At 52.7% G+C, this 21,199-nt stretch carries 17 protein-coding genes; 11 read left to right on the forward strand and 6 right to left on the reverse strand.

Translation table 11 applies throughout. The features are described 5' to 3' along the window. Positions 1-7 precede the first annotated feature (7 nt). Genes waaA through HALO_RS22550 form a run of 3 tightly spaced genes read right to left on the reverse strand, consistent with a single transcriptional unit; the run spans position 8 to position 3,817 of the window. Positions 8-1,300 carry a lipid IV(A) 3-deoxy-D-manno-octulosonic acid transferase gene (gene waaA, locus HALO_RS22540; protein ID WP_050714065.1) on the reverse strand — a complete coding sequence of 431 codons (1,293 nt, stop codon included), beginning with the start codon at positions 1,298-1,300 and terminating at the stop codon, positions 8-10. Further along, positions 1,300-2,730, reverse strand: a complete 1,431-nt coding sequence (gene hldE, locus HALO_RS22545) for a bifunctional D-glycero-beta-D-manno-heptose-7-phosphate kinase/D-glycero-beta-D-manno-heptose 1-phosphate adenylyltransferase HldE (protein ID WP_050714066.1) — start codon at positions 2,728-2,730, stop codon at positions 1,300-1,302. Before hldE ends, waaA begins: the two co-directional genes overlap by 1 nt. Further along, positions 2,720-3,817 (reverse strand): glycosyltransferase family 9 protein, encoded by a 1,098-nt coding sequence (locus HALO_RS22550; RefSeq protein ID WP_035582452.1) that lies wholly within the window; start codon positions 3,815-3,817, stop codon positions 2,720-2,722. Before HALO_RS22550 ends, hldE begins: the two co-directional genes overlap by 11 nt. Between HALO_RS22550 and HALO_RS22555 the strand changes: the two genes are divergently transcribed. From HALO_RS22555 to HALO_RS22590, 8 genes are all read left to right on the forward strand, one after another. Next, positions 3,816-4,535 carry a 3-deoxy-D-manno-octulosonic acid kinase gene (locus HALO_RS22555; protein WP_035582450.1) on the forward strand — a complete coding sequence of 240 codons (720 nt, stop codon included), beginning with the start codon at positions 3,816-3,818 and terminating at the stop codon, positions 4,533-4,535. The two genes, HALO_RS22550 and HALO_RS22555, sit on opposite strands and share 2 nt — an antisense overlap. Positions 4,536-4,637: 102 nt before the next feature. Further along, entirely contained in the window at positions 4,638-6,011 is a 1,374-nt protein-coding gene (locus HALO_RS22560) for an O-antigen ligase family protein (RefSeq protein ID WP_081899121.1), read from the forward strand. Next, positions 6,008-6,952, forward strand: coding sequence for a glycosyltransferase family 8 protein (locus HALO_RS22565; RefSeq protein WP_050714067.1), 945 nt, complete (start codon positions 6,008-6,010; stop codon positions 6,950-6,952). Before HALO_RS22560 ends, HALO_RS22565 begins: the two co-directional genes overlap by 4 nt. Continuing rightward, positions 6,949-8,103 (forward strand): glycosyltransferase, encoded by a 1,155-nt coding sequence (locus HALO_RS22570; RefSeq protein ID WP_035582446.1) that lies wholly within the window; start codon positions 6,949-6,951, stop codon positions 8,101-8,103. The genes HALO_RS22565 and HALO_RS22570 overlap by 4 nt, the downstream gene beginning before the upstream one ends. Continuing rightward, the gene (locus HALO_RS22575; RefSeq protein ID WP_035582444.1) at positions 8,100-8,882 is read left to right on the forward strand and encodes a glycosyltransferase family 2 protein; all 783 of its coding nucleotides are present in this window, start codon (positions 8,100-8,102) and stop codon (positions 8,880-8,882) included. The genes HALO_RS22570 and HALO_RS22575 overlap by 4 nt, the downstream gene beginning before the upstream one ends. Positions 8,883-9,020: 138 nt before the next feature. Continuing rightward, positions 9,021-9,953, forward strand: coding sequence for a glycosyltransferase family 4 protein (locus HALO_RS22580; RefSeq protein ID WP_231896773.1), 933 nt, complete (start codon positions 9,021-9,023; stop codon positions 9,951-9,953). 5 nt (positions 9,954-9,958) lie between these two features. After that, on the forward strand, positions 9,959-10,933 hold the full coding sequence (locus HALO_RS22585) for a glycosyl transferase family 90 (RefSeq protein ID WP_035582440.1): 975 nt from the start codon (positions 9,959-9,961) through the stop codon (positions 10,931-10,933). 129 nt (positions 10,934-11,062) lie between these two features. Continuing rightward, complete coding sequence (locus tag HALO_RS22590; protein ID WP_050714233.1) at positions 11,063-12,685, forward strand: sulfatase-like hydrolase/transferase; 1,623 nt, start codon at positions 11,063-11,065, stop codon at positions 12,683-12,685. Here the strand turns inward: HALO_RS22590 and waaF are convergent. Further along, the gene (gene waaF / locus HALO_RS22595; RefSeq protein WP_050714068.1) at positions 12,675-13,718 is read right to left on the reverse strand and encodes a lipopolysaccharide heptosyltransferase II; all 1,044 of its coding nucleotides are present in this window, start codon (positions 13,716-13,718) and stop codon (positions 12,675-12,677) included. The two genes, HALO_RS22590 and waaF, sit on opposite strands and share 11 nt — an antisense overlap. After that, positions 13,711-14,667 (reverse strand): ADP-glyceromanno-heptose 6-epimerase, encoded by a 957-nt coding sequence (rfaD, locus tag HALO_RS22600; RefSeq protein ID WP_050714069.1) that lies wholly within the window; start codon positions 14,665-14,667, stop codon positions 13,711-13,713. The genes waaF and rfaD overlap by 8 nt, the downstream gene beginning before the upstream one ends. A gap of 109 nt (positions 14,668-14,776) precedes the next feature. Here rfaD and glyQ point away from each other — a divergent pair, with 109 nt between their 5' ends. The 3 genes from glyQ to gmhB all read left to right on the forward strand — a co-directional run bounded on the left by glyQ (position 14,777) and on the right by gmhB (position 18,509). After that, complete coding sequence (glyQ, locus tag HALO_RS22605) at positions 14,777-15,748, forward strand: glycine--tRNA ligase subunit alpha (RefSeq protein WP_050714070.1); 972 nt, start codon at positions 14,777-14,779, stop codon at positions 15,746-15,748. After that, complete coding sequence (gene glyS / locus HALO_RS22610) at positions 15,748-17,814, forward strand: glycine--tRNA ligase subunit beta (RefSeq protein ID WP_050714071.1); 2,067 nt, start codon at positions 15,748-15,750, stop codon at positions 17,812-17,814. The genes glyQ and glyS overlap by 1 nt, the downstream gene beginning before the upstream one ends. Before the next feature lie 143 nt (positions 17,815-17,957). Continuing rightward, positions 17,958-18,509 (forward strand): D-glycero-beta-D-manno-heptose 1,7-bisphosphate 7-phosphatase, encoded by a 552-nt coding sequence (gmhB, locus tag HALO_RS22615; RefSeq protein WP_035582428.1) that lies wholly within the window; start codon positions 17,958-17,960, stop codon positions 18,507-18,509. A 212-nt stretch (positions 18,510-18,721) separates the two neighbouring features. Here gmhB and gyrB read toward each other — a convergent pair whose 3' ends face one another. Further along, positions 18,722-21,142: a DNA topoisomerase (ATP-hydrolyzing) subunit B gene (gene gyrB / locus HALO_RS22620; RefSeq protein ID WP_035582426.1), complete on the reverse strand. Its 2,421-nt coding sequence runs from the start codon at positions 21,140-21,142 to the stop codon at positions 18,722-18,724. Between the last annotated feature and the right edge of the window lie 57 nt (positions 21,143-21,199).

The following is a 21,199-nucleotide window of genomic DNA, read 5'->3' on the forward strand; positions in this document are numbered from 1 at the left end:
TGCTGCGTTACCGGGGCAGCAGGGCCTCCAGCCCAGACAGAGTGCGGGCCAGGGCGCCTTTGTGTGCCTCAATCGCCGCGCGCCCTGCTTGCCCAGCCTGCTGGGCAAGCTCAGGCGCAGCAAAGTAGCCCGCCACCGCCTCTGCTAAGGCGTCAGGGGTGTCGACCAAGGTGAGCGCACCTGCTACTTGCAGCGGCTCTGCCACATCGGCAAAATTTTCAATTGAAGAGCCACTGAGCACCGGGCGTCCCAAAGCCGCCGGTTCAAGTACATTATGCCCGCCCAGCGACACTAGACTGCCCCCGACAAAGGCCACACGGCCCGCTGTATAAAGCATCGCCAGTTCACCCAGCGTATCCCCCAGGTAAACCTGGGTTTGCATTGTGACGGGCTGCTGCTGGCTGCGGCGGCTTAATGTCCMCCCCTCTGTTTGGCACAGCTTGGCCACCTCGTCAAAGCGCTGGGGGTGGCGGGGCACCAGCACTAGCAGCGCATCAGGGTAGCGCTGCAGCAGTCGGCGATGGGCCTGAAGCAGCAACGCTTCTTCGCCTTCGCGAGTGGAACCCGCTACCCAAACAGGACGCTCGCCCCATTCTTGAAGTAAGTGCTCACCCTCTTTTATCGCTTTTCCTGGGCTGACTAGTTCAAATTTTAACGAGCCGACTGTATGCGTGATATCCGAACTACAGCCTAGGGCAATAAAGCGTTCTGCGTCTGCCGGTGATTTGGCGGCTAGCCAACTAATCTCGGCAAGCGTGTTGACCATCAACGGGCGCAGCCGTTGGTAACGCTTAAAAGCCCGTGGCGATAAGCGACCATTCMCTACCGCTACGGGTAGCCCCTGCTGACGACAGGCGTGGATCAGATTAGGCCATAGCTCGGTTTCAAACAGGATGGCAAGCTCGGGTTTAACACGGTGCGCAAAGCGTTTAGCAGCACCTGGAAAGTCCAGCGGCAGGAAGTGATGGGCAAGCCTGGCTTGATCGGCTAGGGGTTGCTCGCCAATCAGCGCTTGGGACTGTTGGGCACCGGTGGCAGTCATGGTGGTGAGCAGCAGGCTATGGGCTGGATAGCGTTCTAATAGACTCTCTATCAGCGGACGCGCAGCGCGTATTTCTCCCACCGAGGCGCAGTGCAGCCAAATGCGCGGTGTGGGTGGAAGCGGCTCAAGGCGCAACCCCAGCCGCTGGAGACGTGAGTAAGTGGGCACTTGCTCACGCCAGACGCGCCAGCCAATCAGCGGTGAGAGCGCATACAGCGCCGCTGAGTAGGCAAGCCGAGGCCAAGCAAGTGCAGCCATTAGCGCTCGCGATCAATAATGGAGCTAATCATCGCCGAGGTCGAGACGCCGTCTTCAAAGCCCAGCACTTTAACCTCGCCACCATTGGCCATAACGGCCGCGCCTCCTGCGATATCTTCTGGCCGGTAGTCGCCGCCTTTGACTAAAATATCCGGCAATACCGCTTCGATCAGCGCCTGGGGGGTGTCGTCACTAAACGGCACGACCCAATCGACGGCGCCTAACCCCGCCAATACCTGCATACGCCGATGTAAGGGGTTGATTGGACGCTTAGGCCCTTTTAGCCGACCAATGGAGGCGTCGTCGTTAACCGCGACGATTAAACGAYCTCCCAGCCGTTTGGCCTGCTCCAGATAAGCGACATGGCCTGCGTGCAGGATATCGAAGCAGCCGTTGGTCATTACCACCCGCTCACCACGTAGCTGAGCGGCCCTTACCGCTTCTATCAGCACGTCTAGCTCAATGACCCCAAACTCGGCCAGCTTATCGCCGTGTAGCGCGGTGTAGAGCTCGGCGATCGACAGCGTGGCTGTACCCGGTTTGGCCACTACCAATCCGGCCCCTAAGTTAGCGAGCATCATCGCTTCGGGAAAGGCGTGGCCCGCCGCCAGCGCAAGCCCCATCAAACCAATCACGGTGTCCCCTGCCCCTGTTACATCGAAGACCTCCTGAGCGCGGGTAGGTAAGTGCAGCGGCGCGTGGCCTTCGCGGATCAGCGTCATGCCCTTTTCGCTGCGAGTAATCAGCAACGCTTCCAGCTCCAACTCCGCGCGCAGTGCTTCGCCACGACTCGATAACTCGGCATCCGTCGCACAGGGGCCAACCACCGCTTCAAACTCGGTGAGATTGGGGGTGATTAAACTAGCCCCACGATATTTGCTGAAATCTTGCCCTTTCGGATCGATCAGCACTCGCTTGCCCTGGGCCCTTGCGTTGGCAATCAGATTTTCCACCTGATTCAGGGTACCTTTGCCATAGTCGGAAAGAATCACGACGTCGCAGTCGGGTAGCGCCAGTTCTACCTGCGTCACTAGCTCGCTAGTATCAACGCTGTCCAACCGCTGCTCGAAATCCAGACGCAGCAGCTGTTGGTTACGGCTCATCACACGCAGCTTAGTGATCGTGGGTATTTCAGCACTCCGCTGAAAGTAAGTACTTACACCTGCGGCATTTAAACTGGCTTGTAGAATCTGCGCGTTGTCATCGTCGCCGATCACACCCGCCAGTACTGCATGGCCGCCTAGCGAAGTGATGTTCAATGCCACATTGGCCGCCCCACCTGGGCGATCTTCGACATCTTCCACCCGCACCACCGGCACCGGCGCTTCGGGGGAAATCCGTGAGGTACCGCCATGCCAGTAGCGATCTAGCATCACATCGCCGACCACTAGCACGCGGGCATGCTCTAAGGCGGTTAAATCAATTTTCATCGTTGCTCCCTGCGCTGGCGGCAGAGACGGAATGCGCCAGCAGTGTATCCAGTTTAGCGATAACGTCGTCTGCTTTAATCAGCATCATGGCGCTGGGGTGACGCACCCGCTGGCCCCAACTCACCTCGTCTACTGACTTATGCAGATAGGTACGCACCGCTTCAGGATAAGCGTTCACTGCAAAATCACGCCATAAATAGGGCGCAGCACGCTGGGGATTGGTGGACGCATAAAGCCCCAAAGCAGGCGTTCCCATCGCATTGGCCATATGGATAGGGCCGGTATCCGGCGCTATCACTGCTTGGGCTTGATCGATCAGCGCTAAAACCCCTTTTAGCGAGGTGCCGCCAATGGCATTAATCACGCTACCAGGCTGGCAATGCGCTTCAATTTGATCGCCAATTTCCCGCTCCAGGGCGCTGCCCCCGCCGGTCAACACGCTTTTAAGACCGTGCTGCACCCAAGCGTGTTCAACCACGCTGGCATAACCCTCTACCGACCAATTGCGAAAATTACGCAGGCGTACATTACTGCATGGGTTAATCACTAGGTACGGGGCGTCACCGCTGATAACCCGTGCTTCGTTACGTGCCGTGTCAGGCACCGGCAAGTCCCAAGTTAAGCGATCATCCTCTACGCCAAGCACTCGGGCAAAGTCCATAAACGACTCCAACACATGGGCATTGGGGTGCGGMGCAAGCTGATGCTGAGTGAACCAGTGCTGAGCATCTTTGGCGCGCGCCTTGTCATAGCCCACGCGTACGTCAGCCTTCAGCCCTAACGACAGCACGCTGGCACGGATGGCCTGCTGCATATGCAGCAGCACATCAAAGCGCGTATCGGCAAGCTGACGCCATAACGCGCGCATACCGGCAAGACCGGTCGACTTGTCGTAAACAACGAACTCGACCCCGGAAAGCCCCGCCAGTAGACTGTGCTCCCCCTTACCGATAATCCAGGTAATGCGCGCATCGGGCCACTGGCGCTGCAACGCCCGCACCGCGGGCACAAGATTGCACACGTCTCCTAGGGCGGAGAGGCGCAAAATGGCAATGTGGTTAGGCTGAACAGGCAGAGAGGGCTTCATGCGCTTAGCGGCACTCCGGCAGAGAAATTGGCTGATTTTACATGATGTAGACAGTTTATGTGACGCGCCGGGAACACACCAAATTGATCCCGACCTATTCACTAGCGATTACTGGCGTGAACGCGGATTAATTGTGGGCGAAGCGCCTGGCCGGGGCAGCAGCCTGTTTTTACAGGCAACGCCAACCGAGCAGTGGGTGCTAAGACCCTACCGTCGCGGCGGTATGGCAGCCAAGCTCAGTGAAAAACGCTACTTATGGACTGGCGCTGAGCGAACCCGGGCATTTCGTGAACTGCGCTTGACCGCCACGCTGTTTAAGCAAGGGCTGCCGGTGCCCCGCCCCGTAGCGAGCTGTGTGACCCGCTATGGACTTACGTATGAAGCCGCGTTGATTACCGTGCGCATTGCCGGCGCCAAAGCATTCGCTGAACTACTCGTCAACGATCTGGTGGATGAAGCGTTGTTAAAGCGTGTAGGTGCTATGATTTACCGCTTTCATCAAACAGGGCTTGATCATGTTGACCTGAACGCCCGCAATATTTTGATCGACCCCAGTGGCGCACCTTGGTTGATTGACCTTGATCGCTGCCGCCTCCGTGCGGCGGGAAGGTGGCAGGAAAAGAATTTAGCTCGCTTAGAGCGCTCGCTAGGAAAGTTTTCTGCCATCTCCCACAGCTCAGAATTAATGGGCAGCATTCGACAAGGTTACTGTAGTTAAATGTTAATCGCGACTCGTTAAAACAGCTTTTAAAATACCTGTCAGCCCACCAATGAATATTAATTTTTCATAGATGCAGCAAACAACTGAGAAACTGAGTATATGCTAAGAAAGATCCCTTCAAGCTTATGGGAAACACATTATTTTGGAAAAACGCCCCTACCCTTAATAGCGATAGGCGTATTAACTACGTTGTTTTACGTTTTTTCAAAGCCTCACTTTGATGATTTTAGCGACTTCAATAAATTAGTACTATCTCTCTCTGGTTTAATTAGCATTAAAATTTATGCCGCACCAGTATGGAAACACCCCGTTTTTCATATGTTTTGGTGGGCCTTACTGTTAGCAGTGTGTCATTGGTTTTTTTTAACATTGGCACTTCCTGACCTGGCAGGTGACTACCCTAAACTGGATCACATTGCCCGACTGTTTGTGTTTATTATATTTGCATGGTGGCTTGCTGGCAGCACACAGAACACGCTACTTTTCTGGAGTATTGCTAGCGCAGCTGTCGTATTGGCGCCATGGATCGCTGGCGATGGCCTCGCTGATTTTCAGCGTGGTTTTCTCGGCGAACGCATTGGGTTTGGTATTCGTAACGTTCAGCATTCAGCGATGTTTTTCGGCACAGTACTGCTTGGATTGCTTATTTTTTTACCACGGCTGTTAAGGGCCCCTCTACAACACTATGGCAAACTAAGTTTATGGGTGCTTTCTTTTATTATCATTATAGCTGGCGTTATCATTTCGCAAACTCGCGCCACTTGGCTCGGTGTGATTGCCGGTATATTAACGGCTTCTATGTTCATTTTTATCGAACACCGGAAGCGTTTTTCAAATAAACATCTACTCTTAATCTTCCTTCTATCAACGTGTTTGGCTATTCTTATCGTTACCAATAGCTCTTTAGTCATTGAAAGAGCCTCTGCAGAGTTGGATACCATTCAGGCATTACTAAGAGGTGATTGGAGCTCTGTTCCCCTATCAACCAGCGAAGTACGTTCTAGTGTAGGAGAGCGACTGTACAGTTGGCGCGCCGCGATGGATATGATTGCCCAGCGCCCCTTGCTGGGCTGGGGTGAGCAAGGCGTTGATTATTTATTTAACAACATCCAATATAATCAAGCACACTATCAAGCTTTAAACTTTGGTCATTTACATAACCTCTATCTTGAAATCACGCTACAGTATGGTCTCCTGGGCCTAGCTACTTACTTCTATCTATTAATATGGTTTATAAAAAACGCATGGATTGCTTGGAAGCGTGGCGACATGCCGGGAGATGTACTGCTATTTTTCTATGCTTTTTTATGCTTTTGGAGTGTGATTAATCTTTTTGAATCATATTTGATATTCTGGACAGGTGTGTTTCTGTTTAATGTTGTTATGGCGGGCTGCCTTGCTCATATATGGAAACCCGAATTACGAGCTAACCGTTCAAAAGCCATTACTCACATCGAAAAGGATCTCCCATGATTACTATTGTCCTGTGCGCCGATGAAGGGTATGTAGACAAGGCAGCAGCGGTCATGGCATCCACTATTTGCCATAGCGAGACACCTGAAAAGCTGCATTTCTATTTATTAGGCTACCAGTTATCTACCCATACCCATCAACGGCTGCACAACTGGTTTACGACACTGCCTGCATCACTAACGGTCATTGAAGATGAGAACAGCAGTTGGCCTGAGTTAACATTGGGCCGTTTTGGCCCTGCTGCCATGCTACGCCTAGGCATGCACAATTGGTTGCCATCAAGCTGCCACAAAGTTATTTATTTAGATTGCGACCTAGTGGTGCTAGATGATGTTGCCAACGTATTGTCATTCGACATGCAGGGCGCTCCCATAGCCAGTGTGGCTAATCTACAGGGAACCGAACAGAGTCGAATGGGCTTGGGTTATCAACACTATTTTAACTCCGGCGTCCTTGTGGTGGATCTAGAAGGGTGGAAAGCTCGTAATGTGCTAGACCAAGTCGATCAGATATTAAAGCAGCACGATTACACCTTGAGCTATCCCGATCAGGACGCCTTAAATCTTATTTTCCAAGACTGGTATCGTCTACCCATGCGTTGGAATATGCAGCCATACGCTTATCCAGCAGTGGAGAAAAAAGTAGCTCATTATGCCCATTGGCAGAAGGAACTTGAACACGCAACCCGTGAACCAGCGATCGTACATTTTATTGGCGCAAGGAAACCATGGCACGCCGACAACCGCCACCCGCTTGCCTATTTATATCAGCACTATCTTTCATTAACCCCCTGGCCGCAGTCCGTTAGCGTTCCCCGCCCGCCCCTACAACAGAGCCTCAAGCAAATGCTGGCGTGGTTTAAGACTCGGCGGCGGCGTCAGCAGTTGCAGTGCAAGCCGGTGCTACAACTTCCCTTTCACCAAAAGGACTCGCCCACATGAAGGTATTGATTGTCGTGCGTACGTTAAAAATTGGTGGCATGGAACGGGTAGCAGTGAACCTTGCTGATGCCTTTGCCGAGCAGGGCCATGAAAGCCATTTGATGTACTTTAAGCGACGGCCTCCTCAGTTAGCACCAAACAATGAGAGGGTCAATGTTCACCATTTCGCACTTTCACGTGCCATGTGGACATCGGGTGTGGGCGGTATCATTGAGGTGGTAGCTCGCCTGCTCAATAGCGCGTTTCGGAAAAGCTATTTTTTATTGTCAGGCTGGTGGGGCGGAAAACTTTTTCGTCGCGAAGTACGTCGCCTTGAGCGCCAACATGGTGCTTTCGACCGCATTATTTTCCGCGGCATTGGCACCTTTGAAACGCTATGGTCTTTCCAAGACCCGCGCGCCTGTTATGTACTGGAAAATATCGTCAAAGCGCCCGCCGGTCATACGCCTTGGCTAGAGCGATTAAAAGCACGCTGTCTGTTTCATAATAAACATCTGATTAGCGTATCTCACGGCGTCGAAAAACAGATCGCAACGTCCATGCAGGCGCTAAAGGTGCAGCCATTATCACTGAGAACCATCACCAATCCATGCCCTTTAGCGGCCATCCGAAAGGCGATGCTCGAAGACTTCCCCGAGCAGCCCAATTTCCCCTATTTACTCAACGTAGCCCGCTTGGTACCGCAGAAGAATCATCACCTACTGCTGCGGGCGTATGCCAAGATGCAGACCACCCTTCCGCTGGTGATTGTCGGCGAGGGGCCACTGCGCAAAGAGCTGGAGGCGCTAGCCGTTGAACTGGGTATTGCGGCACGCGTTACTTTTGCGGGCCGACAATTAAACCCTTACCCTTGGATGCATCATGCGCGCCTCTTCATTTTGAGCTCCGCCCACGAAGGACTCGGCATCGTACTGCTCGAAGCACTGGCCTGCCAAACACCCATTGTCTCGGTCGATTGCCCAGGCGGGGTGCGTGATATTATGGCCGATGAGCTGGAAGCTTACCTTTGTGAAATGACACCGGAGGCGTTAGCGGCCCGTGTTGATAGTATTCTTGAAGCGGACGGCTACGCTATTGATGAACGTTGGCTGGAACGTTTTTCTCCAGCACACATTACTTCCGCCTTTCTGCAAGAGATGCCTGTTTCATGATATCGGCTAATATTATTACCTTTAACGAAGAAGCCAATATTGCGGACTGCATTGCGTCTGCTCGCCAAGTATGTGACGACATCGTTGTAGTGGATTCAGGCAGCCAGGACCGAACCATCGCTATCGCGCGTGAGTTAGGTGCCAAGGTGGTTCAACAGGCCTATTTAGGCGACGGCATTCAAAAAAATATCGCGCTAGCGCATGTAACGTATGACTGGGTGCTCAGCTTAGACGCCGATGAACGCCTAACCCCGGAGATGGTCGAAGCGATTCGTCAGCTCGACCTTGCGACAACCAAACATGACGCTTTTGCCTTTCGTCGTCGCAATATGATTGGCTCACGCTGGATTAAAGTCTGTGGATGGTATCCAGATTACTGCATTCGACTCTACAACCGGCACCAGGCTAGCTTTGCTGAGGTAAAACAGCACGCTAGCATAGGAGCTACCAACCCCAAGCGACTTAACGCCGATATAGTGCATTACTCCTTTGCCAACTTAGGCCAGCTATTCGCCAAGCCAGGTCGCAATTTCAGCGGTCGTGCGGCCAAGATTATGTTTCAGAAAGGGAAACGAGCCAACGCTTTTTCACCGTTTGCACATGGTCTGAATGCCTTTGTACGCAAATATATATTTCAGCGAGGCTTCATGGGTGGGGTTGATGGCATGACCGTTGCGATCAGCGCAGGACTCAATAGCTACTTAAAGTATGCCAAGCTACTCGAATATCAGCGTGATCCAAAAGTGCTTGAAGCGGAAGATTTTAATAAGGTTTGGTGATCCATGCATATCACTCATGTAAATTTGGCACGTGGTTTTCGCGGTGGCGAACGCCAAACTGAGTTATTAATTAAAACATTAGCAGAGCAGACATCAAACGAGATTACACAAACACTGATTTGCCGTAATGACTCCCCCATGCGACAACATCTGCAAGGTGTAGCGAGTCTCAAATTTCAGTCAGCCAATCATCAGTTAGCCGGACATTTTCATCTCGGCGAGACATCGTTCGGTAAGACACAGCAGGGTAATACTCATTTGGTACATGCCCACGATGCAAAAGGCGTTCATTGGGCTTACTTACACTATCGTTTAAAAGGCACGCCCTATTTAATTACGCGCCGTGTCGATTCGCCCGTCAAACGTAAGTGGTTCAACCAGCAGTGTTACTCTCATGCATCCGCCAGAGTAGCCCTTTCCCACGTCATAAAGCGTCTTCTGGAAGACAATCAGTGTGGCGACGTTACCTTGATACCCAGTGCCTATGCGCGCTTAACGCCCTCGCCTGAGGCGATCAAAAATTTTCGCAATGACTTTGCCAACAAATTTTTGGTGGGCCATGCAGGCGCCGTGGTAGACCGTCATAAAGGTCAGCGATTGCTGTTACAGGCTGCGCAGAAGCTTGAGCATCAAGCACCTGATATACAGTTTATTTTTCTAGGCGATGGCGAAGATGCAGAAACGCTAAAAGCAGAATCCTCGTCACTTACCAATGTCTCCTGGCTGGGGTTTAAAAGCAATATTGCCGACTATCTGGCGGGCCTAGATGTGTTTGCATTTCCTTCACGCAATGAAGGCTTGGGCTCCGTATTGCTGGATGTCATGCAGCTAGGCGTTCCTGTCATTGCTACCAAGGTTGGCGGCATCCCCGATATCGTCAAGCATGAGCAGACGGGATTACTGATCCCGTCCGGCGATGCCGATGCGCTGGCTAACAGCATTATGCGATTAAGGCAGGACGCCGTTCTTCGGCAACACTTGGCCCAAGGAGCCACTGAGCGTTTAGATCATTATAGCCCTCAGTCAATGACTGCAGCGTACTGGCACCTCTATCAAACAATAGTGAGTTAACGATTATGCTTGCGGCTACTGCAAAAGCGCATAAGAACCTCCATAAGCTAGGCTTTTATGCGCAACATACCGTTCACCGCCTGATTCCCAGTACGCTTCTGCAACGGCAAAGATTAAATTTACTTCGATCACTAGAACGATTGTCAAAAGCGGAACAGCAGCAGCTACTTCTCCGAGTTAACTACTGTAATCAACTGGAGAAAAACGTTGAACTGCCTGAAGAGGCTATAAGTTTATCTAGTTTCAAGCGCGAAAAAAGTGGCACCTATTACTTAGACTTACTCAGCGTGTTGCGCTATTTTCCGCCTGAACTACGCTTCTGCCATCGGTTTGGTGATGTAACCACCGTGCCGGACGCGCCTACCCTAGTGAAAAGCCGGCCCATTAATGACCGCAACCAAAACTCAATTTTACTTAAGCTGAACCAAGTTCGCCACTACTACACGGTGAAAGATCCTCACCGCTATGATGACAAGCTTGACCTAGTGGTATGGCGTGGTTCTTGTCATCAAGAGCATCGGCGTCAATTCATTCGAGACTTTTATGATCACCCGCTATGCAACGTGGGCGATATTCACAAAAATGCGCATGGACAGCCCTGGCATCGCCATTTTATGTCGGTACTGGAGCAACTGAAATATAAATTCGTGCTCAGTATTGAAGGCAAAGATGTTGCCACAAACCTCAAATGGATAATGGCCTCTAATTCAGTCTGTTTTATGCGACAACCGCGCTTTGAAACATGGTTTATGGAAGGCACGTTGTTACCCGACTACCACTATGTACAGCTCAAGGATGATTATTCAGACCTTGAGGAGAAAGTCACCTATTACCGGGAAAACCCCGCTGCGGCAAAAAAAATTATCGCTAATGCGAACCGCTACTTTGCTCAATTTATGAATACCGATCAAGAGCGTATGATTGGTCTTTTGGTTATGCAGAAATATTTCGAGCGCACCTATCAACTTCCCCCCGAGTAGCCGTTATCATCAAAGCAATCAATTTTTCTGTAGTGCACCCTTTTTCACTATTTATATTAGGTAAATATCATCATACGTTATCGCTTTTTCACTGCATTGGATACCGCTAGGCTGGCCACCATTGCATTGATGCTCATCGGCCTCTGCCTGGGTTATACCGTCACGGTAATGACCCGCCTGCCATGGTGGACGCTATTTTTTGTAGCGACGGCATGGATTGGTGTGGGGCTTAAGCTACGCTGGGGTCGGCCTGCCAACGCTCGTTATCGCAAAATGTGGCCCTGGTCGCTGCTACCATTAAGTCTGTGGGGCGTTTACGTTTATCTGGCAGATAGCTTTGGCATTGTCGATCTAGGGGCGGTTTTTTTTCACCTCCAGGCAGGCATGGCCGAACATGGTGGCGCAGGCAAAATGCTTATCGCGGTGCTCTATACGCTGATAATGATCGGCGTGCTGGCTGCCGTGACATGGCTATCACGCCACGACCAACGCTGGCGGTTAGCCGAGCGTTTTTTCGCTATTTTGTTACTGGCTAGCAACCCGCTGCTTTATGGCCTAGGCCAACGCAGCGCCTCGATAGTCACCGATGACGGCGCCTGGCTGGACCGTCGCTACAAGCCGCCCCCCGCTGAGGAGCTAAGGAACGCCCCTAACTTACTCATCCTGTATTTGGAAAGCATTGAACGCACCTACGCCAACGAGCTATTTGGCGATGCCTACGCCGACCTCGATGCATTGGGTGAACAAGGTGCCGTCTTTGAAGGCGTGCGCCAAATGGATAACACGGGCTGGACCATGGCCGGCATGATCGCCAGCCAGTGCGGTGTACCGTTAATGCCCGCAGGCCTCCTTCACGACAGCCAGTTTGATCCCCTGTCTAAGGTCGTTCCTGGTGTCGACTGCCTTGGTGACATCCTGGCTGAACAGGGCTACCAACTGAGCTATTTAGGCGGTGCTAGCTCGCAGTTCGCAGGTAAAGGGCTGTTCTACCGCGGCCACCAATTCAATACGGTGAAAGGACGTGAAGAGTTAGAGCCCCTGCTAGAGGATCCTGAGTATGTGAATAGCTGGGGACTGTATGACGACACCTTATACGACATCACCGCTGATGAAATCAGGCGTCTAGATAAACGGGATAATGGCCCCTGGGGCGTGGTTAGTCTGAACTTGGCAGGCCATGCGCCCAATGGCTATCCCTCTCAGTCTTGCGTGGAACGGCAGGGTGAATTCGATGGGCAGGATATTCTATACTCGGTGGAGTGTGCGACATGGCTTGCCCGAGATTTGATTGAGCGTTTAAGGACAGAGGGCCTGCTCGACAATACCTTAGTGGTCATACTCAGCGATCATCTGACGATGCGGGTTTCAGTGTGGGATCAATTGACCGCATTAGACCGCGACAACACGCTGATTATGCTGGGTAACGGTATTGAGCCCCAGCGTATTCGCCGCGACGCTACCATGCTGGATGTTTTCCCCACATTATTAGATGCGCTGGGCTTTCCTTTAGAGCGTGACCGCGCCGGACTGGGTACTTCGCTGTTCAGCAGTAATCGCACGCTGGTAGAGGCGCATGGCATTGAAGTGCTTAATGAGCGCTTGCGGGAAGAAACGGCGCTTCAACACCGCCTTTGGGAGGGCATCTCCCCTCAGCGGCGCGATGATCCCGATGAGCCTTCTCAACAACCCCCTCAAGAGCAAACCCTAGAGACGCCTGCTGACGAGGCAGACGAAGTTGAGCTCACCCATTAACGATGACGCTCTCCCACTGATGAGCCGCGTGAATCTGTTGATAAACTTGCTCAACGCTGAGCTGATTAAGGCAATTGGTATGCCCTAACGGGCAGGTACGCTGAAAACAGGGAGAGCAGGAGAGTGCCAGGTAGTGGATGACCGCGTTATCGGTCAGGGGCGGCGTGTAGGCGGGTGATGAGGAGCCGTATAGCGCGTGGATACGAACGCCCACCGCTGCGGCCACATGCATTAATCCCGAGTCATTGGTGACTACCTGGCGACAATCTGCCAGCAGATCAACCGCATCGGCCAACTGCGTTTTACCGCACAGGTTATGGGCATGGGAAAGTCCCTGAGTGATCTCCTCTCCCGCCGGATGATCCTTTGCCCCACCGAGTACGCGTACTTCAAAACCCTCTTCCACCAGCCGTTTGGCTAAGCTGTGAAAGTAGCTGACCGGCCACTGCTTGGCGGGACCGTATTCAGCGCCCGGCATCATACCAATCGCCGTGCGCGAAGAAAGCGAGTGAGTTAGCCGCAAATTGACCAAGTTATCACGGTCAATCTGCAGTCTCGGTTTGGGCAGCGCAAAGGCGCCGCTAGCCGCTTCTTCCAGAGGCAGGCCGAGCGATACAAAGCGCTTTACCGTTTGATCCAGCACCTGTTTATCGAGTTTGCGGCGCTCCTTGAGAAGCCCATAGCGGTGTTCGCCTAAAAAGCCTATGCGTTCAGGAATGCGCGCCATAAAGGGCACCAGCGCTGCCTTCCAAGAGCGTGGCAAGACAATGGCTCGGTCAAAACGGCCACGCAAACGGTTGGCCAGTTCGCGGCGACTGGCCAAGCCAAATTCGCCGTGGCCCACTGCCAGCGGCAGCACTTCATCGACTTCAGGCATACGCTCTAAAATAGGCTGTGACCACTGGGGCGCAACCACGCCAATCGTTGCGTCTGGCTGGCGGGCTTTTAAGGTCATAAACAGGCTTTGTGCCATTACCATATCACCCMCCCAGGAAGGACCAATCACCAGCAGACGCCGAGCTGAGTTAGCCATTTAGCCACTCCAGGTAGGCCTTCACCCCTTGAGCAACGGTTTTAAACTCAACATCGCAGCCACTCTCGCGTAGCTGGCCAATATCAGCACGGGTATAGCTCTGATAGCGACCTTTCAGTTCTTCGGGGAAGGCAATGTAGTCGATCTCACCTTTACCGTAAAAGTCGATAACCGCCTCGCCAATCGCTTTAAAAGGCTCAGCACGACCGGTGCCAAGATTGAAGATACCTGACTTGTCAGGATGATCTAAAAACCATAGGTTCACATCGATTACATCGCCCACATAAACAAAGTCGCGACTCTGCATGCCTGCCTCGTAGCCGTCATAACCGCCAAACAGCTTGAGCGTTTCGCCATTACGAATTTGCAGATGATTGTGATAGGCCACGCTGGCCATTTTGCCCTTATGCTGTTCACGGGGGCCGTAGACATTAAAGTAACGAAACCCCACCACCTGGGTGGTTAACTCGCTCCAGCGCGAGCGCACGTGCTGATCAAACAGCAGCTTTGAGTAGCCGTATACGTTAAGCGGTTTTTCACACTCGGGCACCTCTTTAAACACCTCGCTGCCGCCATAGGTAGCGGCTGACGAGGCGTATAAGAAGGGGATGCCCTGCTGCTCGCAGTAATTAAGCAGCACTTTGGAGTACTCAAAGTTATTTTCCATCATGTAGTGACCATCCCACTCGGTGGTATCCGAACAGGCGCCCTCGTGGAAAATCGCATCTATCTTGGGCAGGTCAACGCTTTCGCCTTTTAGCGCAACTTTTACCCTGGTGAGGAAATCATCTTTATCGAGATAATCCGCCAGTGTGCAATCGGCTAAATTGATAAATTTGGTGCCATCGCGAAGATCGTCGACCACCATCACATCGTTTCGACCGCGGGCGTTCAATGCTTTAACTATGTTGGCCCCGATAAAACCGGCACCGCCTGTTACCACAATCATGCTGTTCTCCTTACCTAAAGCGGCTTGTTGGCATACTTGCCYATAACCCATCTGCCTAGGATTGTATACTTGACGCCTTATGAATTCATGGCCAACGGTGCTTTCCGCGATGAGTGTCTCGACAAACCAATCGACACCCGATGTGTCGACCTTTCAAGGCTTGATCCTTGCTCTGCAGCAGTACTGGGCAGAACAGGGCTGTGTCATCCTTCAGCCGCTCGATATGGAAGTCGGCGCGGGCACTTTCCACCCCGCTACTTTCCTGCGGGCGATTGGCCCCGAAACCTGGAATGCTGCCTATGTACAGCCTTCCCGCCGTCCTACTGACGGCCGCTATGGCGAGAACCCTAATCGCCTTCAGCACTACTATCAATTTCAGGTAGTGATGAAGCCATCGCCAAGCAATCTGCAGGATCTCTATCTGGGCTCGCTTAAGCGGCTTGGCCTTGATCCGCTGATTCACGATGTACGCTTTGTCGAAGATAACTGGGAATCCCCTACCCTGGGCGCCTGGGGCCTGGGCTGGGAAATTTGGTTAAACGGCATGGAAGTCACCCAGTTTACCTACTTTCAGCAAGCCGGGGGCATAGAATGCTACCCGGTCACCGGCGAACTGACCTATGGGCTTGAGCGTATCGCCATGTACCTGCAGGACGTCGATAGCGTTTACGACCTCGTCTGGGCCATTGCCCCCGATGGCAGCAAAGTTACCTACGGCGATGTCTACCTGCAAAACGAGCGCGAACAGTCCGCCTACAATTTTGAGCACGCTGATGTCGACCAGCTGTTTGCTAACTTTGATCACCAGGAACAAGAGTGCGGCAAACTACTCGCCGCCAGCCTACCGCTACCAGCTTACGAACAAGTCCTGAAGGCATCGCACACGTTCAACTTGTTAGACGCCCGTCACGCTATTTCGGTCACCGAGCGTCAGCGTTTTATTTTACGCGTTCGCACAATGGCGCGAGACGTCGCCACTGCATACTTTGAGTCTCGTAAGGCCGAAGGTTTCCCCATGGCGCCAGAAACACTTCGCCGAGAACTGTTACAAGAGCTACTCGCCGATCAGGGAGACGACTAATGGCTGTTAATACGCTTTTACTAGAACTGGGTGCTGAAGAGTTACCGCCCACGGCCCTGGMCGCGCTTTCTGATGCGTTTGCCGCAGGCATCGCAAAAGGCCTGCAAGAAGCCGACGTGCCCTTTGCCAGCGTTAGCGCTTTTGCGACCCCACGGCGTTTAGCGGTACAAGTGCGAGAACTGGCCGATAAACAGCCCGACCGTGACGTGGAGCGCCGTGGCCCGGCGTTAGCGGCTGCCTTTAAAGACGGCGTAGCCACTAAAGCAGCGGAGGGCTTTGCCCGTTCTTGCGGGGTGAGCGTAGACGAGCTGATTCATTTAGAAACCGATAAAGGCACTTGGCTAGGTTTTCGTGAACAGCAGCAGGGTGAAACTATTCAAGCACTGCTGCCCGAGATTATCCGCAAAACCATCGCTACCCTCCCCGTCCCCAAAAACATGCGCTGGGGCGCTTCCCGTGTTGAGTTTTCACGCCCGGTGCACTGGCTGGTGGCGCTTTACGGTAGCGACGTCGTTGCCGCTGAGGCGCTTGGCCTAGAGGCGAGCTGCACCACCTACGGCCACCGTTTCCACGCGCCTGATGCTATCCAGCTGGCCCACGCCGATGAGTATGTGGCTACGCTGGAAAATGCCTATGTGTTAGTGGATCGGGAGCAACGGCGTGAGCGTATCCGTGAACAGGTGTTAGCAGAGGCTGAAGTGCAGGAGGCTAATGCGGTTATCGACGAAGACCTTCTGGTAGAAGTGAGCGGCTTGGTTGAATGGCCGGTAGCACTGACCGGTAGCTTCGATGAGCGCTTTCTGGAAGTGCCCGCCGAGTGCTTGATCTCCTCAATGAAGGCTAACCAGAAATACTTTCACCTGCTGGATGACGCTGGCAAGCTGAAACCACTGTTTATCACCATTGCCAATATCGACAGCGCTGACCCTGATCAAGTCATTGCCGGTAACGAAAAAGTCATTCGCCCACGCTTGGCCGATGCAGCGTTTTTCTACGACACCGACCGTAAGCGCACGCTGGCTTCACGCATCCCCCAGTTAGAGAGCGTTGTTTTCCAACAGCAGTTGGGCACCCTGGCGGATAAAGCTCGCCGCAGTACCGCTATTGCGACCTTTATTGCCGAGCGCATCAATGGAGACGTGGCTCACGCCCAGCGCGCCGTGGCGCTTGCCAAATGTGACCTCGTAACGGAGATGGTGCTCGAATTCCCTGAACTTCAGGGCATTATGGGCCGCTACTACGCCCAGCAGGATGGCGAGCCAGCGGAGGTTGCCCAGGCGCTTGAAGAGCAGTACCTGCCGCGCTTTGCGACCGATGCGATTCCCCACAGCAGTACAGGCAAGGCGTTGGCCCTGGCTGACCGCTTGGATACCCTGGTAGGTATCTTCGGGATTGGCCAGCGCCCTACCGGTGCAAAAGATCCTTTCGCTCTACGTCGCGCCTCTATTGGCGTGCTTAATATTTTGGTTAAAGGTGAGCTCAATCTTGACCTGCGTGAGCTACTCACCGTTGCCGCAGAACAACACCAAGGCCTCCCTAAAGCCGATGGGCTAGTTGAGGATGTGCTGACCTATATGCTTGATCGCTTCCGCGCCTGGGGCCAGGAAGAGGGCATCAGCGCTGAAATGTACCTTGCCGTGCGTGCACGCCCGGTGACTAACCCGCTCGACTTCGCTCGCCGCCTGCGCGCGGTTAAGGCCTTTGCCCAGCGTGATGAAGCCGCAGCGTTAGCGGCAGCTAATAAGCGGGTCTCAAACATTTTGAGCAAACAAGCCCATGATGGCAGCACCCATGTCGATCAAAACTTGCTCCAGGAAGATGCCGAGCGAGCGCTGTACGATGCTGTAACGGGKAGTCAGGCGCAGGTTGCACCGCTATTTGCTGCGGGTGACTATCAGCAAGCGCTCGACGCACTTGCCACATTACGCGATCCAGTGGATGCCTTCTTTGAGCAAGTAATGGTGATGGCGGACGATCCGTCTATTCAGCGTAATCGACTAGCGTTACTAGCTAGCCTTCAAGCGCTGTTTTTGGAAGTGGCAGATATTTCACTGCTTCCTCAGTAGCTATCCCGTTTTTACTCCCATTCAAGCCCAACAGCCTTAGCTGCTGGGCTTTTTTACGATCCACGGAAAGACGCGTTTCACGTGAAACATTCATCTCTGGTCAGCTAATATAGTCTGACGTTATTTCAGGATATAGGGTTGCTATGCTAAAAGCTGCAAAGCTGGTTATTTTGGATCGTGATGGCGTTATCAACCATGATTCCGATAACTACATTAAATCCCTTGATGAGTGGGTGCCCTACCCCACTTCAATCACCGCCATTGCCAACCTTACCCGTGCGGGATACAGCGTTGCTGTAGCGACTAATCAGTCGGGTATTGCCCGCGGTTATTATAGTGAAGAAACGCTCCATGCCATGCACAATCACTTAAATGCGCTGGTTGAGGCTGAAGGCGGGCGTATCGCCCATATTGCTTTCTGCCCGCATGGTCCAGATGACAAGTGCCAATGCCGTAAACCGCTGCCTGGGATGCTGCTACAGATCCAGCAGGTACTAGGGCTAGAAGATTTAACAGGGAGTTGGATGGTTGGTGATAGCCTGCGGGACCTACAGGCGGGCGAAGCCATAGGTTGCAAAACGGCGCTGGTAAGAACCGGAAAAGGGCTTAAAACTGAACAAAAAGGCACCGGTCTTGAAAAGGCTGAGATCTTCGATGATTTAGCGCAATTTGTTGAGTGGTTAATGAATAGATAACCGGTATAAAGTGGAGAGTCTTATCGCTCTTCTTATATGAGAAGCTTCGGCTGAAAGACAACTCTCCCCCACAACTCTTCCTAACTATCAAGCATTAAAAAGCGCCGCTATGGATTCCATAGCGGCGCTTTCGTAGTGACATTAAGTAATGTCGAGGTTAGGCTCGTTAAGGCAATGTTTCACGTGAAACAGCTTAACGAACGCAATCCATCTTACACATCTAGATTCGCCACCAGCGCATTGGTTTCAATAAAGTCACGGCGGGGCTCAACGTCGTCACCCATCAGGGTGTTGAACATCATGTCGGCACCCACGGCGTCTTCGATCGTTACCCGCAGCATACGGCGGCTATCGGGATCCATAGTGGTGTCCCAAAGCTGATCCGGGTTCATTTCACCCAGACCCTTATAGCGCTGTACGGACAGACCCCGCTGGCCTTCCTGCATTAGCCACGCCAGCACTTCCGAGAAGTGAGATACCGGCTTCTGACGCTCGCCACGGGCAATAAAAGCGCCCTCTTCCAGGAAGCCATCCAGGGTTTCGCCCAGTTCAGCAATGCCACGGTAGTCTGCGCTTTCAAAGAAATCGAGACCCCACATATATTCAGTCGTGACCCCGTGAGCAACCAGCGATACCGTAGGTAAGAACAGCCCGCGCTCTGAATCTTCTTGAAGATGGAAGTGATAGCGCGGCCCGCCTTCATAAGCCACCATATCGTCCATGATCTTCTGCAGCTCGGCTATCCAATTCTCCATGGTCACACGGTCTTTCAAACTCTCCTCGCCTTTGAGCGCAGAGGCATGAATGATTTGCTTAAGCACTTCATTGGGATAAACCCGCGACAAACGATCAATCCGCTTCATTACGTTGCGGTACTGATTCACCAGCGCTTCAAGCTGTGAACCTGAAATACCGGGTGCGTTGGCGTTTACATGCAGGCCTGCGCCATCTAAGGCTGTGGTGGTTAAGTAATCCACCATCGCCTGCTCATCTTTCAGATAGAGTTCTTGCTTACCGCGCTTGATTTTATATAGCGGCGGCTGAGCGATGAAGATATGACCACGCTCTATTAGTTCCGGCATTTGACGGAAGAAGAACGTCAACAGCAGCGTGCGAATGTGCGAGCCGTCGACATCGGCATCGGTCATTATAATGACCGAGTGGTAGCGCAGCTTATCGGGGTTAAACTCTTCCCGGCCGATACCGCAACCAAGCGCAGTGATCAGCGTGCCCACTTCTGCAGAGGAGAGCATTTTATCGAAACGCGCTTTCTCAACGTTCAGGATTTTACCCTTAAGCGGAAGAATAGCCTGAGTACGACGGTCACGCCCCTGCTTGGCACTGCCACCTGCTGAGTCACCCTCCACCAGGTATAACTCTGACTGGCTTGGGTCTTTCTCTTGGCAATCCGCTAACTTACCTGGCAAACCAGCAATATCCAACGCGCCTTTGCGGCGGGTCATATCCCGCGCTTTACGAGCGGCCTCACGAGCACGCGCTGCATCCAGCATCTTATTAACGATCGCCTTGGCTTCGTTAGGCTTTTCAACAAGATACTCGGAAAACAGACGGCTCATCTCCTGCTCAACCGCGGTCTTCACTTCGCTGGAGACCAGCTTATCCTTGGTTTGAGACGAAAACTTGGGATCCGGCACTTTGACCGAAATAATTGCGGTCAAGCCTTCACGGGCGTCATCACCGGTGGTATTGACCTTGGCCTTTTTGAGCAGGTTTTCAGCTTCAATATAGTTATTGAGCGTGCGGGTAAGACCGGCACGAAAACCAGCCAAGTGCGCGCCACCATCTCGCTGCGGAATATTATTGGTGTAGCAGAAAATATTTTCGGTGAAGGCTTCGCTCCACTGCATCGCCACCTCTACTTCAACGCCATCTTCACGCACAGCGTTAAAGTGGAATACCGGATTAATCACACTCTTATTGGTATTCAGGTGATCAACAAAGGCGCGCAAACCGCCTTCGTAGTGGAACAGTTCCTCTTTACCGCTGCGCTCATCCAGCAGCCGAATAGCCACGCCGGAATTCAAAAAGGAGAGTTCCCGCAGTCGCTTGGCTAAAATATCAAAATGGAATTCGATATTACCAAAGGTTTCTGGAGAAGGACGGAAATGAACACGGGTACCGCTTTTTTCGGTTTTACCCACAACGCCCAATGGCGCCTGGGGAACACCGTGGCGATACATCTGCTCAAACACTTCCCCCTGTCGCCAAATCGTTAAGCGCAGTTCCGCGGAAAGCGCATTGACAACGGAAACACCGACGCCGTGCAACCCACCGGAAACCTTGTAGGAGTTATCGTCGAATTTACCGCCTGCGTGCAGAACCGTCATGATAACTTCAGCAGCGGAAACCCCCTCCCCTTCATGAAGCTCGGTGGGAACGCCACGGCCGTTATCGCTAACGGTGACCGACTCATCCGGGTGAATGACAACGCGAATTTCGCTGCAATGCCCTGCCAACGCCTCGTCGATGGAGTTATCCACCAATTCGAAGACCATGTGGTGCAGCCCAGTACCGTCGTCGGTGTCACCAATATACATTCCTGGTCGCTTACGTACCGCGTCCAGTCCCTTGAGCACCTTAATGCTTGATGAATCGTAAGCCTGCTCGCTCATTGACCACTCCGTCGTGAAGTCTGTCTCATCCCGTATTGTCACCCCTTCTACGCCAAT

The sequence above is a fragment of the Halomonas sp. R57-5 genome (assembly GCF_900070345.1).
Classification (GTDB): domain Bacteria; phylum Pseudomonadota; class Gammaproteobacteria; order Pseudomonadales; family Halomonadaceae; genus Vreelandella; species Vreelandella ventosae_B.

Excerpts from the sequence above, each read along its gene's own strand:
- HALO_RS22555 (WP_035582450.1), top strand. The coding sequence starts at position 3,816 with ATGCGCTTAGCGGCACTCCGGCAGAGAAATTGGCTGATTTTACATGAT.
- HALO_RS22560 (WP_081899121.1), top strand. The coding sequence starts at position 4,638 with ATGCTAAGAAAGATCCCTTCAAGCTTATGGGAAACACATTATTTTGGA.
- HALO_RS22565 (WP_050714067.1), top strand. The coding sequence starts at position 6,008 with ATGATTACTATTGTCCTGTGCGCCGATGAAGGGTATGTAGACAAGGCA.
- HALO_RS22570 (WP_035582446.1), top strand. The coding sequence starts at position 6,949 with ATGAAGGTATTGATTGTCGTGCGTACGTTAAAAATTGGTGGCATGGAA.
- HALO_RS22575 (WP_035582444.1), top strand. The coding sequence starts at position 8,100 with ATGATATCGGCTAATATTATTACCTTTAACGAAGAAGCCAATATTGCG.
- HALO_RS22580 (WP_231896773.1), top strand. The coding sequence starts at position 9,021 with ATGCGACAACATCTGCAAGGTGTAGCGAGTCTCAAATTTCAGTCAGCC.
- HALO_RS22585 (WP_035582440.1), top strand. The coding sequence starts at position 9,959 with ATGCTTGCGGCTACTGCAAAAGCGCATAAGAACCTCCATAAGCTAGGC.
- HALO_RS22590 (WP_050714233.1), top strand. The coding sequence starts at position 11,063 with ATGCTCATCGGCCTCTGCCTGGGTTATACCGTCACGGTAATGACCCGC.
- rfaD (WP_050714069.1), bottom strand. The coding sequence starts at position 14,667 with ATGATTGTGGTAACAGGCGGTGCCGGTTTTATCGGGGCCAACATAGTT.
- glyQ (WP_050714070.1), top strand. The coding sequence starts at position 14,777 with ATGAGTGTCTCGACAAACCAATCGACACCCGATGTGTCGACCTTTCAA.
- gmhB (WP_035582428.1), top strand. The coding sequence starts at position 17,958 with ATGCTAAAAGCTGCAAAGCTGGTTATTTTGGATCGTGATGGCGTTATC.
- gyrB (WP_035582426.1), bottom strand. The coding sequence starts at position 21,142 with ATGAGCGAGCAGGCTTACGATTCATCAAGCATTAAGGTGCTCAAGGGA.